At 69.3% G+C, this 16,877-nt stretch carries 16 protein-coding genes; 2 read left to right on the plus strand and 14 right to left on the minus strand.

From position 1 onward, the window contains the following. Positions 1-111 precede the first annotated feature (111 nt). The 7 genes from ACFYTT_RS28440 to ACFYTT_RS28470 all read right to left on the minus strand — a co-directional run bounded on the left by ACFYTT_RS28440 (position 112) and on the right by ACFYTT_RS28470 (position 8,630). Positions 112-693 (minus strand): hypothetical protein, encoded by a 582-nt coding sequence (locus tag ACFYTT_RS28440; protein WP_387263752.1) that lies wholly within the window; start codon positions 691-693, stop codon positions 112-114. A gap of 149 nt (positions 694-842) precedes the next feature. Beyond that, positions 843-2,462, minus strand: a complete 1,620-nt coding sequence (locus tag ACFYTT_RS28445; RefSeq protein WP_387263754.1) for a CotH kinase family protein — start codon at positions 2,460-2,462, stop codon at positions 843-845. After that, positions 2,462-3,139 (minus strand): DUF4956 domain-containing protein, encoded by a 678-nt coding sequence (locus ACFYTT_RS28450; protein ID WP_387263757.1) that lies wholly within the window; start codon positions 3,137-3,139, stop codon positions 2,462-2,464. Before ACFYTT_RS28450 ends, ACFYTT_RS28445 begins: the two co-directional genes overlap by 1 nt. A gap of 15 nt (positions 3,140-3,154) precedes the next feature. Beyond that, positions 3,155-3,919 (minus strand): polyphosphate polymerase domain-containing protein, encoded by a 765-nt coding sequence (locus tag ACFYTT_RS28455; protein ID WP_236145708.1) that lies wholly within the window; start codon positions 3,917-3,919, stop codon positions 3,155-3,157. A 265-nt stretch (positions 3,920-4,184) separates the two neighbouring features. Beyond that, on the minus strand, positions 4,185-5,858 hold the full coding sequence (locus ACFYTT_RS28460) for a cellulose-binding protein (protein ID WP_387263760.1): 1,674 nt from the start codon (positions 5,856-5,858) through the stop codon (positions 4,185-4,187). Positions 5,859-6,537: 679 nt separating this feature from the next. Continuing rightward, the gene (locus ACFYTT_RS28465; RefSeq protein ID WP_387263763.1) at positions 6,538-7,875 is read right to left on the minus strand and encodes an amidohydrolase family protein; all 1,338 of its coding nucleotides are present in this window, start codon (positions 7,873-7,875) and stop codon (positions 6,538-6,540) included. Positions 7,876-7,901: 26 nt separating this feature from the next. Next, a complete protein-coding gene (locus ACFYTT_RS28470; protein WP_387263766.1) occupies positions 7,902-8,630 on the minus strand; it encodes an Atu4866 domain-containing protein in 729 nt (242 codons plus the stop codon). A gap of 127 nt (positions 8,631-8,757) precedes the next feature. On the opposite strand from ACFYTT_RS28470, the gene ACFYTT_RS28475 reads away from it, so the two are divergent. Then, the gene (locus ACFYTT_RS28475) at positions 8,758-9,585 is read left to right on the plus strand and encodes a helix-turn-helix domain-containing protein (protein WP_387263770.1); all 828 of its coding nucleotides are present in this window, start codon (positions 8,758-8,760) and stop codon (positions 9,583-9,585) included. A 21-nt stretch (positions 9,586-9,606) separates the two neighbouring features. Here ACFYTT_RS28475 and ACFYTT_RS28480 read toward each other — a convergent pair whose 3' ends face one another. The 5 genes from ACFYTT_RS28480 to ACFYTT_RS28500 all read right to left on the minus strand — a co-directional run bounded on the left by ACFYTT_RS28480 (position 9,607) and on the right by ACFYTT_RS28500 (position 12,894). Beyond that, positions 9,607-10,140, minus strand: a complete 534-nt coding sequence (locus ACFYTT_RS28480) for a nuclear transport factor 2 family protein (RefSeq protein ID WP_387263772.1) — start codon at positions 10,138-10,140, stop codon at positions 9,607-9,609. Continuing rightward, the gene (locus tag ACFYTT_RS28485; RefSeq protein ID WP_387263774.1) at positions 10,137-10,592 is read right to left on the minus strand and encodes an Atu4866 domain-containing protein; all 456 of its coding nucleotides are present in this window, start codon (positions 10,590-10,592) and stop codon (positions 10,137-10,139) included. Before ACFYTT_RS28485 ends, ACFYTT_RS28480 begins: the two co-directional genes overlap by 4 nt. Positions 10,593-10,665: 73 nt before the next feature. Beyond that, positions 10,666-11,127: a DUF6069 family protein gene (locus ACFYTT_RS28490; protein ID WP_387263777.1), complete on the minus strand. Its 462-nt coding sequence runs from the start codon at positions 11,125-11,127 to the stop codon at positions 10,666-10,668. Between the two features lie 28 nt (positions 11,128-11,155). Next, a complete protein-coding gene (locus ACFYTT_RS28495) occupies positions 11,156-12,148 on the minus strand; it encodes an RNA polymerase subunit sigma-70 (protein WP_387263780.1) in 993 nt (330 codons plus the stop codon). Between the two features lie 146 nt (positions 12,149-12,294). After that, complete coding sequence (locus ACFYTT_RS28500) at positions 12,295-12,894, minus strand: TetR/AcrR family transcriptional regulator (protein WP_236145516.1); 600 nt, start codon at positions 12,892-12,894, stop codon at positions 12,295-12,297. Between the two features lie 91 nt (positions 12,895-12,985). Between ACFYTT_RS28500 and ACFYTT_RS28505 the strand changes: the two genes are divergently transcribed. Continuing rightward, the gene (locus tag ACFYTT_RS28505; RefSeq protein ID WP_387263784.1) at positions 12,986-13,735 is read left to right on the plus strand and encodes an SDR family NAD(P)-dependent oxidoreductase; all 750 of its coding nucleotides are present in this window, start codon (positions 12,986-12,988) and stop codon (positions 13,733-13,735) included. A 12-nt stretch (positions 13,736-13,747) separates the two neighbouring features. Here the strand turns inward: ACFYTT_RS28505 and ACFYTT_RS28510 are convergent, their stop codons facing one another. Together ACFYTT_RS28510 and ACFYTT_RS28515 are read right to left on the minus strand one after the other, a co-directional pair. Further along, positions 13,748-15,364 carry a LamG-like jellyroll fold domain-containing protein gene (locus ACFYTT_RS28510; RefSeq protein ID WP_387263785.1) on the minus strand — a complete coding sequence of 539 codons (1,617 nt, stop codon included), beginning with the start codon at positions 15,362-15,364 and terminating at the stop codon, positions 13,748-13,750. Between the two features lie 820 nt (positions 15,365-16,184). Then, a complete protein-coding gene (locus ACFYTT_RS28515; protein WP_387263788.1) occupies positions 16,185-16,811 on the minus strand; it encodes a TetR/AcrR family transcriptional regulator in 627 nt (208 codons plus the stop codon). Positions 16,812-16,877: the final 66 nt, after the last annotated feature.

Below are 16,877 nucleotides of genomic sequence, written 5' to 3' on the forward strand. Positions count from 1 at the left end.
GGTGCTCCGGCCGCCGCGCCCTGCTGTGCGTGTAAGGAGGGGTCCCTTCCTAACGCCTCGTGTATAGGAAGGGACCCCTCCTTACATTCTCGCCGCGCTCGTCGGGCGGCGTCAGTTCTGCGCGGCGGCGACCTTGCGCTCGCACTCGGGTGCGAACTCCAGGCCCATGCTGATCGAGCGGGAGTGGTTCTGGTCCCCGCCGAAGGCGAGCGAGATGCCGTCCTCGGAGACCTCCACGTACTTGACGCCCTTGTCCTTCAGGCACTTCACGACGGCGACCGCGAAGTCCCGGGCCTCCGGGTTGGCCGGGTCCTTCTCCCACGGCGGCAGCGGATAGAACTTCGGCTCACAGATCAGGTTCGCCGCCTCGTACGCTTCCGCCTCCTTGGCGTTGGTCTCACCGGACGGCCGGCCAGGGTGCCCGGCCGTCAACTTCTCCGGGACACCCTGCTGCTTCAGGCACTTGCGGTACGGCCCGAGCAACGCCTCGTACTCCTCCGACGTGGTGTCGAGCCGCTCGCGCGGACGTTCCTCCTTCGGCTGCGCCGAACCGGTCCGTTCCGGCTCCGGGGTGGCCAACGAGGCCACCTGTCCGCTGCCGTCGTCCGGTTTCTTCTCGTCGGCCGTCGCCCCGCAGGCCGACAGCGCGATCAGCATGACGGCACCCATCAACAGCGTCCGACTCCTGCGCATGACAACGCCTTTCGTCCGATCGGACCGGGACATTCCCGGGCCACTGCGGCCGGTTCTCGGCCCGGCCGCAGCCAGCCTCCCGATCGGACGTGAGGAACATGTCAGGTCGGCGGGCCCCCCGCCGGACATCGACGGAGGGCCATGACAACTCAGCTCTGGGTGATCACCGGATCTGCGGCGAGGCTCTCGGTGCGTTGACCGATCAGGGTGCGCAGCCGATCCGCGTCGTCCGTCACGGTCTGCGCGTCCTGCCCGTCGACGCTCGACAACACCTCGGTGATGCCGTCGAGTGCCGCCAGTGCCGAGCCGTCGGCATAGACCTGCCGATAGAGCTGGCGGTACGCGTCCTCGTACACCTTCGTGAACGTCTCGCTGGCAAGGAAGCGTTCCTTGAGGAGGTGGCCGCCCCCACCAGGCCCACCACCACCAGGCCCACCGCCAGCGGGCCCACCACCACCGGGCCTATTGCCCTCTCGCCCACCCGTACGTGGCTGCCCGGTGTCGGGACGGTCCGCACGCTCGGGCATCGTGTCGGCAGCGCCGGTCGCGCCTACCGGCTGGCCGGGCGTCGTACGGGTGGCACCCCCGCCCCGGAAACCACCACCGAGGCGCCCCTGCTCGTGCGGGCCCTGGCCGGCGTCCCCGCTGAACGTCAGGTTGTAGTCCCAGCCGACCACGGTGAACTTCTTACTGGTCAGGTCGTACCAGAGGTAGTAGTTGCGACCCGGACCGGACATGTCGTCGAAATTGAGCAGCAGGTTCTGCCAGGCCACGTAGCGGGCGAAGGACTCCACGTCGACCCGGTCGGCGAGGTGTTCGTCGAACTCGGTGTCGCTGGCGTTCTCGACCCATTTGATCAGGTCGATGACCGGTTGCAGGTCCTGACTGCCCTTCATGGTGATCTGTTTGAAGTCGTCGTCGTAGGCGGTCGGGTCGTCGCCCTGGTCGGTGAAACTGCCGGTGGCCAGCGCCTTGTAGAGGACCCCACTGCCGTCGATCTTCGCGGTGAAGTTCTCGTCGGGATGTTCCACCACCAGGCGGGCGGTGGTCGGCCGGTCGTTGACGGTGAAGCTGGTGTACGCGTACTCCTGGGCCACCTCACCGGCGTCGCCGAGCAGGTCGAGCGTCACCGCCTCGTTGAGCACCGTGGAGCCGCCGCCCATGCCGGCGACGCGAACGGAGAGTTCCCGATGCCCCTGGTAGCGGCGACCGTCGACGTACTCGTCGAAGCGGATGAGCCAGGGCAGGTTCTCCGGTTCCTCGGCCTGGAGCGAGATCCGCGACATCCCGCCGCCGTTCGGCAGCGGACCGGCACCGTCGCGATCGGCGCCGTCCGGCATGGGACCAGCACCGTCAGGTGCCGCGCCGCCCGGTCCGCCCTGCGGGGTCTCGCCGTTGCGGCTCAGGCTGCGCAGCGTGGAGTTCCCCTTCAACCGGATGCCGACGCTGGGCACGCTGGTGCCGTCGACGACCAGGTCCGCCTCGATGTAGTCCTTCTCGCCCTCGGCATAGAAGGTGTCCAACATCCGCTGGTAGTCCGCGTCGCGGAAGACGAGCGTGATGCGGTGTGCCACGGTCTCGTCGAACAGGTCGACGGTGCCGGCGATGTCCTGGGTGACCAGGTCACCGCCGACCGCACTGCTGGTGACGTACGGGCGGATGCGCACCGTGCTGAGCGTCACCGTGAGGACGAGCAGGAAGGCGGCGCAGCCGGCCAGGAACTTCCAGTAGTGCCGGACCCGGATCGGGATCCGGTGCTTGAGCCTCATCACAGGTCCGTCTGGTCGTAGCCGGTCAGCACCGTGACCCGCTGACCGCCGGTGCGTTCGGCCAGCGCGGCGATCAGGTCACCGGGTTCGGTGCCCTTCTTCAGCCGGACCGTGTACATGATCTCGGTCAACGCGCCGCCCCGAATCGTCTCCATGCTGACCAGCTCGAACTCGCCGGTGTGACGCACCAGGACGTCCTGGATGGACTCGGTGTAGTTCTCCACGGGCGGGACCTGCACCTTCACCACCTGCCGCTGCACGTTCGCGGCGAACCAGTTGAAGCGGTACATCAGCACGATGATCATGCTGATCACGACGGCGGCGACCACGGCCAGGACGTAGAACCTGGTGCCGCAGGCCATGCCGATACCCATCACCAGAAAGATGAAGCCGACGTCCCGGGTCTCCTTGATGGCGTTCCGGAAACGCACCACGGACAGTGCGCCCACCAGAGCGAACGCGCGGGCGATGTTGGACCCGACGACGAGCATGATCAGCGAGATGAGCATGCCGAGAATGACGAGCGTCTGCACGTACGACTGGCTGTACGAGATGTTCCGGTGGGTGAATCGGTAGACCCAGCCGATCATCGCGCTGAGCAGGAAGGACAGCGACAGGACGAGGGCGATGTCGCCGACGCTGAACGTACCGGAGAGATCCTGGAATTCGAACGGCATGAGAATCGCTGCTCTCTACACGTAGGGATGGGAGACGGCGGCGTCGTCCGTCACGTGGAAGACGGATCGAGGGGCGCGACCGAACGCCTCCACGCTCTGGCAGTACTTCGACAACCGGACGATCGACAGGTTGGTCCGGGCGGCCAGGTCGGTGAACCAGTACGGCACCCGCTCGTTGGCCTTGATCTCCACCACGGCGAGCGTGGCCGGCACGATCAGGCGGTTCTCCGCCTCCGCGCCCAGGTGGAAGTCGCGGTCCCGCCCGCGTACCCGATGGTCGATCGTGACCCGCAGGCCGACGTCGGAGTCCCGCCCGACGAACGCCTCCCGCTGGTAGCCGGTCATCGCGACCGGACGCAGATCCAGTCCACAGACCAGTTCCAGCACCTCTTCGAGGAAGGCCCGCTGGTCGGGATGGTGCGCGACCATCTCCCGGCGGTCGCAGAAATCGCGAGCCAGGCGGTACGGCAGAGCGACGCGACGCTTCTGGGTGACCCGGTTGACCCGTTGCTTGATCTCGACGTGCACGAGGCTGTCGTCGGTGATCGTGGACCGGTCGCCGTAGTGCCTTATCCGCAGTTTGCGACGGAACCGGAGACCTTCGATCTTCTCCCAGTAAAAGAGCAGTCGATCCGTGTCGTAGTAGACGCTCCACACGCCGTATCCGGTCCGGTCACCATGGCTGTCGCGCCCCATTCGCGCGTCCAGTTCGGCACGCAGCGCCGCCACGTCGGCGACCGGCACCACGTACTTGACCTCGTACCGATTGAAGGCGTGCAATCGGCTCGGGGCGCGGAGCGCGTGGCCGGCCTGATCGTCGCGGTCCGCAGCCGGGCCGGACCCGACGATCGGTGCCGATGGTGTACGCGTTGCGGAGCGGGCGGGTGCCCGGTTGCGCCAGGTGAGCATGGGATGTTGGCCGATCCGTAGGCGACAGATGCCAACGAATACCAACAGGCGTACCTATGAACGAGCTTTGTTTCTCGGATGAACCCCCGGTGAACGACGTCGGCGTCACCGGTGACGCCGACGTCGTCCGTGTTCGTTAGGGGGTGACCACCCGGCCGCCGAAGGTCACGACCAGCCGGCCGTCGGAGGCGAAGGACCACCCCAACGCCCCCGAGTACGACGAACACCGGGACCCGTTGGTGCCGGACCAGAACTGGTTCGAGCTGTCGGAGTTGCCGACGATCCGGTCGTTCGAGCCGCCGCTGCACGAGGTGTTGTTGCGGAACACCGAGGAACCGCCGTCGAAGTTGAAGTTGCGCTCGGTGTTGCCGATGTTGGCGTTGTTCGACACCGTCATCGTGCCCAGGTTCCGGTTGTAGGTGAACCCGTGCTTGCCGTTGTCGTAGGCGATGTTGCCCCGGATGGTGTGGTTCACCGCGATGTCCTCGCCGCCGAGCTTGAACCCGTTGCGGTCACCGTTGCCGGCCTGACCACCGTTGCTGAGGGTGCCGTTGCCGTAGGCGAGGGAGGACTCGATGGTCACCGCGCCGATCGCGCCGGTGTCGCTCTTGGTGTAGAGGTCGTACCCGTCGTCGATGTTGTTGTGGGCGACCGTGTAGCGGAAGACGTTGCCGGCGCCGACGGTCAGCTTCGGGGCGAACCCGTCGGCGTCCTCACCGTCGGAGTCGACGTTGTCGTGCGACACCGTGCTGACCACGAGGTTGTTGGAGGGCCACTGGTCCCGGGGCGCGTTGGCGATCAGCCGCGAGAGCTGGAGCCCGGAGTCCCTGTTGTGGCGGGTCACCACCCGCTCGACGATGTTGTTGTTGCCGGCGAGCAGGATGCCGTTGTCCCCGGCCCGCTCGACGACGATGCCACGGACGTGCCACCACGATCCGCCCATTTCGAGTCCCCGGTTCGCCGGGTCCTCGCTCTGCGCCGAGAAGTTCAGGACCGGGGTCTCCCCCGCGTACGCGAAAATGTTCTTGCGGGCGCTTGACGTGCCGTTGTTGCCCTGGCCGATGGTGATCGTCTGCGAGTGGCGGTAGGTCCCGCCGCGCAGGAAGATCGTCCCGCCCGAGGTGATCCGGGTGATCGCGGAGGCGAGCGTCGTCGGACTCGCCAGCGTCCCGGGCGCGCTGTCGGTGCCGGCCGGCGCCACGTAGAGCGTGTTGGACGACGGCGGAGGCGTGGTCGGCGGAGGCGTGCTGGGCGGCGGGGTGGTCGGCCCGGTCGTCGGCGGCGGCGTGGTCGGCGGGGTCGTCGTGCCGGAGGCGTACGTCTCGAACTCGGCGACCCTCGGCGTACCGCTCGCGCTGGTGATCTCGAAGTTGATTTTGCGCAGCGAGGCGGCGGCGAAGGTGATCGTCCCGGCCCCGGTGCCGCTGGCCAGCGTGGCGCCGGTGTCGTTGTTGACCAGTCGCCAGCCACCGATGACCCCGACCGCGCCGGACGCCTCGCGGATGGTGACCGAGCCGACCGTGGTGGCGGAACCCCACTTGACCGAGATGCGGCCGGTCGAGCCGGACGGCGACCAGTATGTGCCCACGTCGCCGTCGATCACGTTGCCGTAACTGGTGCCGCCGCCCTTGCTGGAGCCGTCGGCGCCGGCACCGATGCTGAGGTTGGTCGCGTTGGCGACGACCGAGGCGGCGACGAGCCCGTCCGCCGCTCCCGACGCGTGGGTCAACGGCAGCGCCGCGGCCACCACGGCCGCCGCGACCACTGCGGTGCCGCCGGCCAGAAGTCTGTGTCGCACTGTGGTTCTCACTGGTGGACTCCTTGGGAGTGAGCGCGGCACGAGGCACTTCCTGCACAGCCCGACACCGCAGGTGACGACGTTTCGGCAAACCCTCGACCTGGCTATAAAGCGAAACGTCGATGTAACCTCAGGCTAGGAAAGCGCTTACTCGTGGCGCAAGGGCAGGGATGTGCAGGTTTGTTGCAGAACCTCAGCCCGACGGCCACCGCTCCCGTACGCGCCGCCACGCCGGGATGCGGGTCCGGGGCCCTGACTCCCCGTGGCCGCACGCCGACGGGCCGGTGCAGGCCGTCCGGGATCGCGACGCAGCTCAGCCGCGCCACCGGTCCGGCGGCCCCATGTCCTCCCGGCCGCCTTTGCTCTGCTTCAACCCACGCACTGTTCCCGTACGGAAACCGTTGCGCGGGTTGAAGCAGAGCAAAGGGAGCCAAAGGGGGTCACCTGACGGAGCGGCCCAGCACAGTCATCCCTGGCGAAGCCGGGGCAGCAGCCGGAGTACCCGGCCCCAGTAACGCTGGCCGCCCACCGCAGGCTGCCGCGAACGGCACACGAACGGCACCTCGCCCCGTCGATCATGGAGTCGCGGCTAGGCTTTGGTCCCGATTCACCCTTTTCGCGGCGGCCACAACTCCATGATCGCGCGCACGGGGACGGTGGGCGGGGACGGCGGGCGGGGGCAGTGGGCGGGTCAGACCGTGGTGGCGGCCTTGCGGATCGCGTCGCGGGACGCGGTGACCTGTCGGCGCAGATCGTCCATGTCCACGCCGACGAGTTGCCCGTTCCGCTTGCGGACCTGGCCGGCCACCATCACGGTCTCGATGTTGCGCGGGTCCGCCCCGAGCACGAGTGTGCCGACCGCGTCGTTGAGCGGCATCGTGTTGACGTCGTCAGCGGCGACGACCAGCAGGTCCGCCTGCTTGCCGGGGGTCAGCGAACCGGTGACGTCACCGAGTCCGTTGGTCCGGGCGCCCTGCGCGGTGGCGAAGTCCAGCACGTCCCGGGTGGTGATCCGGTCCGGCGTGGTGTCCGTGCCGTACGCGGCGTTCACCGCGCGCATCCGCTGGATGGCGTGCAGGGTACGCATCTGGGTGAACATGTCGCTGGCCAGCGCCACCTCCACGTCGATGCCGAGTCCGGGTCGGATGCCGACGGCCAGCGCCTCGTCGATCGCGGGTACCGCCGTCTCCAGGCCGATCTGCGCCTCGGAGGTCGGCGCCAGCGACACGGTGACTCCGGCGTCGCCCATCGCCTGCCACGCCTGCGGGGTGAGGCCGGTGGCGTGGATCAGGGTCAGGTCGGGGCCGAGCAGCCCGTCGGCGGCCCAGCGCAGGATCGCCGCCGACGACGGCACGCCGAACACCGCGTCCACGCTGACCCCGAGGTCGAGATCGCGGGCGACGGCCGCCAACTCCGGCCCGTAGGCCAGGGCCGGACCGGCGATCTCGTCGGTGGCCAACGCCGCCAGGCGCAGGGTCACCAGGCCGCCGTTCGTCGCCTGGTACGCCCCGCACAACCGAGCCAGATCGCCAGGCCACTGGCGGTCCCACTCACCGAAGTGCGGTCCCATCGACGCGTGTACGCCCCGGATGCCGGTGTCGACAAGCGCCTGGATCGCCGCGTCCGAGTGCGCCGCCGTACGGGAGTTGTGCGAGAAGTCGAGCATCGTGGTGATGCCGGCGTCGAGGGCGGTGAGCGCGGCGAGCCGGGTGCCGACGTACATGTCGTGCGGGGTGTACGCGGGCGCGATCCCGGCCAGCGTCGACATCACGTACGCCCCCAGGTCGGTCACGTCCGGGATGCTGCGGCGCATCTGCGCCTGCCAGGCGTGCCGATGGGTGTCGACGAATCCGGGGCTGACGATCCGGCCGGTCGTGTCGACGACGGTCGCGCCCACCGCCTCCGGGTGCGACCGCAGGTCCGGGCCGACCGCGACGATCCGGTCCTCGCGGACCAGCACGTCACCGGATTCCAGGTCGCCGATCGCCGGGTCCATGGTGACGACCGTGCCGCCGCTGAACAACATCATCGGACTCTCCCCCTCGTAGTCGGTGATCATCGGCGCCGCAGGACGTATCCGGCGTGGTACAGCACCCCGTCGGTGAACCGGCCGTACGCCCAGAAGCCCAGGTCGTCGCGGTAGACGATCCGGTCGCCGTCGATCCAGAACGCCCCCTGGTACGCGTGCGGCCGACCGCCCCGCGTCTCGTCGTACCGGCCGTCGGCGGTGAGTTCCTGGTGCAGGAAACCGGTCTCGTCGATCCACATGCCCAGGTAGGGGCTCTCGACCGATCGTGGTCCCGAGTCCGGCTCGACCGGAGCGGGCGTGAGTCGGCGACCGTTGGCCAGCGCGATCTCGCCGTCGACGACGATCGCGGCGGCCTGTTCCGGACGCCAGATGATCATCTCCAGCACGGACCGGCCGGAGGTCGGGCCGGCGATCAGGGCGAAGGTGGCCGGGTTTCCGGGGGTGAGCGCGCCGACCCGGTCGGCCGGACGAGCACGCAGGCCGGCGACAGCGACACCGTCGACGACGGCGGGCACGATGGCCAGGCCGGTGCAGTCGATGACGATCGCGCCGTCGTCCTCGGCGGCGGTGTGCAGGCCGGTGCCGACCGCGACGATCTCGTTCGTACCGACCAACAGGTCAGCCGTGGCGAAGTCACCGATCACCGGGTCGAGCGTGTGGATGGCGGCGTTGACGAACATCAGTGGACGGTGCTGGTCACCGGTGTTCCCGGCGATCTCCGCCAGTACCGCCTCGTCGAGCATGGGGCTGCTCATGGCGTACCTCCTGGGGTTGGGTTCGTGCTCCCACCGTCACCGGAGGCGGAGTCGGCAGCCAGGCCGGAGCGAACCAGGGTGTGCCGCACCCTGCCTGGTCGGAGGCCGCGCGGTTACCGTTGGTGGCATGCCGACGACCGCGCTGGGGGCGTTCCTCACCGCCCGACGCGCCCGGTTGACCCCGGGCGACGTCGGCCTGGTCTCCAGTGGGACCCGGCGCGTCGCCGGGCTGCGGCGCGAAGAGGTCGCGGTGCTGGCCGGGGTGAGCGTCGACTACTACACCCGGCTCGAACAGGGCCGGGAGCGCAACCCGTCCTCGTCGGTGCTGGCCGCCGTGGCCCGTGCGCTCGACCTCGGGCCGGATGCTCACGACCATCTCTACCGGCTGGCCGGGCTCGCACCTGGCAGTACGCCGACCCCCGCCCGACCGCAGGTCGGGCAGAGCCTGCGGGAACTACTCGACGCCTGGCCGGACACCCCGGCCGTGGTCATCGACCGGCGACTCGACCTGCTGGCCGGCAACGCGCTGGCCGACGCGTTCTACGCGGACTTCGCCGAGGCGGACAACCTCGTCCGGATGGCCTTCCTCGACCCGGCCGGCACGACGTTCTTCGCCGACTGGCGTCGTACCGCCGAGGCGTGCGTGGCGAACCTGCGCCTGGCCCTCGGCCACGACCCGCACGACCGCCGGGCGCGGGAACTGGTCGCGCAGGTGGGTGCCGCGAGCCCGGAGTTCCGCCGGCTGTGGGGGCGGCACGACGTGCAGGGCAAGACGCACGAGGCGAAGACGTTCCGGCACAGCGCGGTGGGCGAGCTGACGCTGTCGTACCACGCGTTCGACGTCCGGGACGCGCCCGGCCAGCAGTTGATCGTGTACCGCGCGGAGCCGCACAGCCGCAGCGCCGAGGCACTGCGGCTGCTGGGCACCCTGGCCGTCAGTCGTTGGCTCCGCTGACCCCGGGCTCGTACCGCCGATTCACGGCAGTTCGATGCGCTCGACGAGTTCCCGCACCGCGATCATGTCCAGGAAGGCGTGGCACCGCACCACCTTGCCGCCGCGCAGCTGCCAGATCCAGCAGTACTCGTTGTGGTAGTCGACGCCGTCGATGGCCGTCGCGTCACCCCCGAACCGGATGATCACGGTGTCACCGTCGGTCCACAGTTCCTTGATCGTCATCCTGAGGATCGACGACAGCCGGTCCAGGATCGGTGCCGAACCCTCCGCCAGGAACTCGGCCTTGGAGGTGTAGGTGCGACCGTTGACGATCGTCCACCGGACGTCGTCGTGCAGGATCTCGTAGATGTCGCCGCCCGCGTTCTGCCGGGCGAAGGCACGCAACACCGCCGCCCGGTTGCGGCCCTCCTCGCCCGGTTTCCCGGGGCCGCGCCCGCCGTCCCGCTCGGCCGGGGCCGCCGAGGCCGCACCGACCCCGGCCAGGGCCGTCAGTCCACCGGCCATCCCTGCCGTCAGGAGCACCCGCCGGCTGTGCTGCGTCACGCTGTCCTTCATCCTCGTTCCTCCCTCGCTTGCCGGTGCGCGTCGCTGCCCTCGCGATAGAAGACGTATCCCGCGTGGTGCAGGACGTCTCCGTCGAAGGTGCCGTCCGCGCTGAAACCGGTGTCGTCGACGTACTCGATCCGGGTCCCGACGACCTGGTAGGAACCCGTGTAGGCGCTCTCCCGCTCGCCCCGGGCCTCGTCGTACCGACCCTCGGGCAGCAGCATCTGCCGGATGTGGCCGTCGGCCGTCACCCACATCCCGACGTACGGGTGCGGCGACACGTCACCCGCCCCCGCCGGTGGCGTCACAGCGGACGGCGTCGCAGTCGGTGCGGCAGTCGCCGAGTACGGCGTCGCGCCGTCAGAAGCGGCACCACCACTGCCCGCCTCGGCGGAGCAACTCACGAGCAACAGGACGCCGCAGGTCGCGCTGAACAGGCCCCCGAGTCTCGAATTCGCCATGTCGACCACGGTAGGTATCCGGTCCGGCGACAGCCTGGTCCCAGTACTCCCAGGAAGAACGCGCTACCCGCCCTTACGGCCGGCTCTCATGACGCCGGAGTTCCCGTGCCAGGACGGGGATCACCACCGCCGCAGGGACGACGTGCAGCCCGAGGAGGGCGGCGATGGTCGCGACGTTTCCGCCGGCCAGGAACGGCGGGATCATCGAGACCACAGTCAGGGCCACCGTGGTCCACACGAAACGTCGGGCGGGACGGGCGCTCCAGTGGAGCAGGGCGACGGCGATGACGACGCCCACGACCGAGAAGAACCCGGTCACCACCGTGAAGCCGCCCAACGGGATCGCCTCGCCTCCCTCGGGGAGCGCGAAGTCGACACCCACCACCCGGGCGAGTGCGGCGGCGAGGGTGGTCACGACCGTCGCCGCGAGCGCGGCGACGAGACCGATGCCGACGAGTCGGCCGAATCGACGGGTACGGCGGGGGCGGTCCGCTGCCGGACCGGCGACGACATCGGCGTCATGTGTGCTGCTCATGTCGTTCCTCCTCTCGTTCCTCGTCGGATCAGGCCCGGGACTGTTCGGTGTCGTCCGCCGGCAGCGACGTCGGCACACCGAGCCGGGGGAACTGGTCGGCGTGGAACGTGATGATCTCGGTGATCGCGCCGCCGCTGATGCGCAGGACGTCGATGGTCAACGGCAGGTACGCGCTTGCACCCTCTCGCCGGTGGTAGAAGGCGACGGCGGGCTGCCGGTTGACCCTGGTGGGGATGCCACGCAGGTTCGTCATGTTCTCGAAGCCGTTGTCGACCCAGTCCTTCACCACCGGGTCGCGACCGATGTACAGGCCCGGGGTGGGCGGCATCGAGCAGCGGACGTCCTCCCGCAGCAGCGCGGTGAGCCCACCGATGTCCGTGGCCACACTGGCGTCGGTGTAGCGGCGTACCAGCTCACGGGTTCCGGCGTCCTCCTCGCCGCCGGTCCAGTCCTGGCGCTCGGCGGGCAGGTGCTCCCGCATGCCGGCGCGGGCACGCTGCAACGCGCTGTTCACGGAGTTGACCGAGTCCCCCAGGAGTTCCGCCACGTCCTTCGCCGGCCAGCCGAGCACGTCGCGCAGGATCAGCACGGCCCGTGGGCGCGGCGCGAGATGCTGGACCGCGACCAGGTACGCCAGCTCGATCGTTTCCCGCGCGACGGCGACCGCCTCCGGCTCGTCCGCGTCGCCGGTGGTCAACTCGTCGAGCAGCCGGTCCGGGTAGGGCTGCAACCAGAGCACCTCGCCGCCGGTCGCCGGTTCGGGGCGGCGCTTGGCGAGCAGGTCCAGGCAGGCGTGGGTGGCGATCCGGTACAGCCAGGCCCGGAACGTGGACCGTCCCTCGAATGTCTCCCGCCGACGCCAGGCTCGCAGGAACGTCTCCTGCACGGTGTCCTCGGCGTCCTCGAACGACCCCAGCATCCGGTAGCAGTGCACGTGTAGTTCCCGCCGGTGCCGTTCCGCCAGCCCCGAGAACGCCGACTCGTCGACCTCGCCCAGACCACTCATGACCTGCTCGCCCATCACGCCATCCTCATGCCTCGCCGCATCCTGACATAGGTATGACGGGCGCGGGCCCGACAACTCATCACTCCTGCCCGCAGCGCCGGATGCGCAAGGGAGGTGGGTAGATCTGTTGTCGTTGGGGCGACAACAGATCTACCCACCTCTCAGGTCGGCGGCCAGTGCCGTAGGGCGGCGTCGGCCACGCGTTGGAGGTCCTCGCGTGTCGCGCCGCCCGCCGCCTGCACGGCCATTCCGTTCGCGATCGTCATGACGAATCGGGCGATCAGGTCCGGGTCGGCGTCGGCGGGCAGATCCCCCTTCTCGACGGCCAGCTGGAACCGGTCGCGGAGGTGCTGCTGACCTCGGGCGCGCCAGGCGGCCAGGGTGTCGCGCGCGACCTGACCGGTCTCGCCGACGACCAGTGCGCCCTGGACGCCCAGGCAGCCGGCGGGGCATCCGGGCCGGGTGTTGGCCTGAACCGAACCGGTGAGGAAAGCGGTCGCCACCTCGCGGGCGGTGGGTGCTCCCAGCGCCTGGACGACGTAGGCGCCGGGACCTTCCTCGTAGCGTTGCAGGGCCAGGTGAAAGAGTTGCTCCTTGTTGCCGAAGGCCGCGTACATGCTGGTGCGGGAGATGCCCATCGCCTCGGTCAGGTCGGCCAGGCTGGCTCCTTCGTAGCCCTGCTTCCAGAAGACCGTCATGGCCTTCTGAAGTGCCGCCTCGGCGTCGAACCCGCGCGGCCGACCCTGTTGCACCTTCTCCACACGACCATCCTACCCCTTGTGCACCGATCGGTTCAGAAGTGCTACGGTCTAGTTCCGTACCGATCGGTGCGGAAGTTGGGGGAGGTCAGAAATGCGTAGGCTGGAAGGCAAGACCGCCGTCGTCACGGGAGGCGGCACCCGGGGGATCGGCCGGGCCACCGCTGCCCGACTGGTGGCCGAGGGTGCGCACGTGTTCATCACCGGCCGACGCGAGGCCGAGTTGGACGAGGCGGTGCAGACCATCGGCGCGGGCGTGACGGCCGTACCCGGCGACATCACCGTCCCGGCGGACCTGGACCGGCTCTACGACAGGGTCGCGGCCCACGGTCGCGGGCTGGACGTCCTCTTCGCCAACGCGGCCACGGCCTCGTTCGCGACCATCGAGACGATCACCGAGCGGGACCTCGACCAGATCTTCGGGATCAACGTCAAGGGCACCCTCTTCACCGTGCAGAAGGCGCTCCCGGTGCTGAACCACGGCGCCTCGGTGATCATCAACGCCTCCACCGCCGCCGATCGCGGCACTGCGGGCTTCGGCGCGTACGCGGCCTCCAAGGCGGCCCTGCGGACCTTCACCCGCATCTGGGCCAACGAACTCAAGGCACGCGGCATCCGGGTGAACGCCATCTCACCCGGCCCGATCGACACCTCCGGCATCACCGAACTCGTCGGCGAGAAGAACGCGACGGCCTTCAAGGCCAACGAGGCGGCCCGGATCGCCATCGGACGCATGGGACGCACCGAGGAGATCGCTGCCGCAGTGGCCTTCCTCGCCTCCGCCGACAGCAGCTTCATGCTCGGCGCCAACCTGTACGTCGACGGCGGCGAGAACCAGATCTGAGGATGCGCTGCACTACTCGGGACAGGCGTCGCCCGGGTCGTCGCCGAAATCGCCGAGGAAGAAGTCGAACGTCAAGCCCTGGCCATCTATTTCGAGCAGGGCGCTGTGCGACAGGCCGCACTCACCGCCGAAGGTCGCGGTGACGGTGTAGACCCCCGGCGGCACGCCGGTCAGGGCGTAGCTGCCGTCGGCGGCGGAGGTGGTCTGGTATCCGCCGGGCTGCAACTGGACCACCGCCCCCGCCAACGGCAGGAAGTATTCGTTCCACACGTTCCCGGACAGGCTCGTCGCCGGCCTCACGGTGAACTCACCGTCGTTCTTGTCACTCACCCGGTTTCCGTCGGCGACCGCCGCCGCGTAGACCGGGCGGGAACCCCTGGTGTCGCCGACGTCGAGGGTGACGGTGGCCGTGCCGCCCGGCGTGGCGGCATTCACCGTGCTACCGAGGCCGGCGTCGCCCATGCTGTACCGGAAGGCGATGACGTTCGTGTCACCACGTGCGTCGAACCGTACGGTGATCTGTCCACCCCCGGTGACCTCGCTGCCGTGCGGGAACGTGACCGTCGGCGGCAGCGGCACGGCCAGCTTCGCCAGCTCCGTCGAGGTCTCGACAGAGGTGTACACCCGTACGTCGTCGACGAGACCTGTGAAGAAGCCGTCGTCGCCACCGTTCCACCTGCGTTTGCCGACCGCCACCTCTGCGGTGGCGTCGAACCCGCCGACCAGGGTCGTGGTCGCGGCCTGGGCGACACCGTTGACGTACAGGGTCATCGTCTTGGTGCTCGCGTCGTAGACGCCGGCAAGATGCGTCCACCTGTCCACCGTCGGTGCCGCGTCGGACAGCACGCTGTGCAGGGCCGCGTCGTCGGTGTCGGCGGCCGCCATGGAGAAGCGCCAGCGCTGGTCACCGCCGGCATAGCCGAGGTAGTACGCGGACGTCCGCGAGCCGCTCGCGCTCACCACGGTCTGCACGTCGCCACCCGACGTCGAGCTGATCCTGGCCCAGGCGGCGACGGTGAAACTCGCGTCGGTCCTCATCGGGGTCGACGCACCGGTGAAGGGGTGCGGCGTGTGGAGCGCTGCGGTCCTGGTCGCCGCAGTCGTGCCCGGCAGCGACAGCGCGGTGCCCACCCCGGACCGGCCGGCGACCCGGACCGCAGGCTCACCGAGTGTCAGGGCGTTGCCGTGGCCGGAGACATCGGTCGCGGCGGCGCCCGTCTCCTCGAACGTCCAGCGGGCGGCGGGACCGGAGTCGGCTCGGACGAAGAACATGTACGTCAGCATCGTGGAGATCCGACCCGCATGACTCTTCGACCAGACGTGGAGCACATTGATGCCGTCATGCCGTGGTGCCACCGTGATCGATGCGCCGTGGTCCGTCGACCGCGCCGCTACAGTCTCCGCTGCGCTCACCACACCGGATTCGAGGCTGTAGGCGTACTCCTTCACCTCGTGCGCGCGGGTCGTCGGCGGGATCACCTCGAACGTGCCGGGCAGGCCGACGCCGCCGCGCGGCGCACCGTCGCTGAGGTAGTCGTTAGAGGTCACCGCCGCCGGTGGCGGTGGCGCCTCGGTCGAGGTGGACGCTGCCGCCCCGGCTGAGGTGGGCGCTGCCAGCGGCGACGACACCAGTGCCAGCGTCAACCCCACCGTCCACCAACGCCGAGACGCACCCGTGCGGTCACCAGCCACCTGACACCCCCGTGATCAAGCCAGTCGATGCACGAACAGTAGGCATCGGAGACGGTCGGTGTAAAGAGCGATCACAAGGCGTAGCCACAGACGGGTGCGCCGCCCCTACCGGAGCGCGACCATGCTCCGGTAGGGACGCCTGCTCCGGAGCTCAGAACTGGCTGAGAAGCGCAGGCCACCGCCCGACACGGTCGCCGCACATGCAACCGCCACGGTCGGATCGAGCGGCGTTCACCTCCGGCGCCGGCACCGCACCGATCCCGACCATCGGTCCCGTTCGGCGACCCGCGACCACGCGCGTACCGAGGCGTGATGCAGCCCGGGGCGAGGCCACTGCATCTCCCGCCCCGGCTCGGGCCCGCGGCGACGGCTTCGCACCGGACAAATGAACCTCTGCCGCGCTCCCCGGCGCCACCGCACGATCAGCGGCTCGGGAAGGCCATGAATGACGAGGGCGAAGGCGTTGTCGGATTGACAGTGAGCATGGGAAATCGTCAGCGGCTGAAGCCGCGTCACTAGACCGATGGGGAACGACATGATGAGAGGACGCGTAGACATGATCCCTCTGAAGACCTGACGGAAGGCACGGAAAGAGAGCCGACGGCGAGGTCGGCGACCGATGCGCGGAATGGGTCAGGTCTACAGAGCGGGCGGGGTCACGCGGGGTGATGTCCTCTCGGTAGGGGGTCGCAGGAAGACGGTCTCGCTGCAAGATAGGCCGGAACAGGGCGGCGAGGCCACCGATTAGTGCTGCTGCCTAGTGCGTCTGTGCCACCTGCTGGTCCGGTGGTGCGAGGAGGCGTTGCAGCAGTAGCAGGCCGCTCTTGATGTCGGCGCTCCCGTCGAGCAGCCACTGGGTGCCCAGGCCGTCGGCCGCCGCCAGGAGGAGTGAGGCCGCCTGGTCCAGGGGGATGTCCGTGCGTACGGCCCCGGCCTCCTGGCCTTCGGCGAGCAGGCCCGTGATTTGCTCGCGCAGGTCGGCGTACCGCTCGGAGAAGTGGGCGCGCGAGTGTTCGTTTCCGGCCTCCAGGGCGTGGGCCACCATGCTGTTCAGCAACGACATCAGCCCTGGTACGCGCATGCTGTGCTCGGCCGACTGGTGGATGAGGTCGACGAAGCTGGCGTCCCCGTCGTACGCGGTCTCGAGGAAGCGGCGGTCGTGTTCCCGCAGCACCTCGATGAAGAGCTGCTCGCGGGTGCCGAAGTGGTGCTTGAGCACCGGATGCGTCACGCCGATCGCCTCACCGATGGCGCGCAGTGAGGTGCCCTCGTATCCCAGCCGGTCGTAGACCGCCAGCACCTCGTCGATGATCTGCTGCCGCCGCGCGAGCCCCTTGGCGTACGGCCCCCGCTTCGGGCGGTCCCGCTTTTCCGGGTCGGTCATGGCCCACCTCCAGAGCGATCGGCGGTCGGCATGGTGCGCCGCCTGCCCGATCCTATGACCACCACC

This window comes from Micromonospora sp. NPDC003816 (genome assembly GCF_042874705.1).
Classification (GTDB): domain Bacteria; phylum Actinomycetota; class Actinomycetes; order Mycobacteriales; family Micromonosporaceae; genus Micromonospora.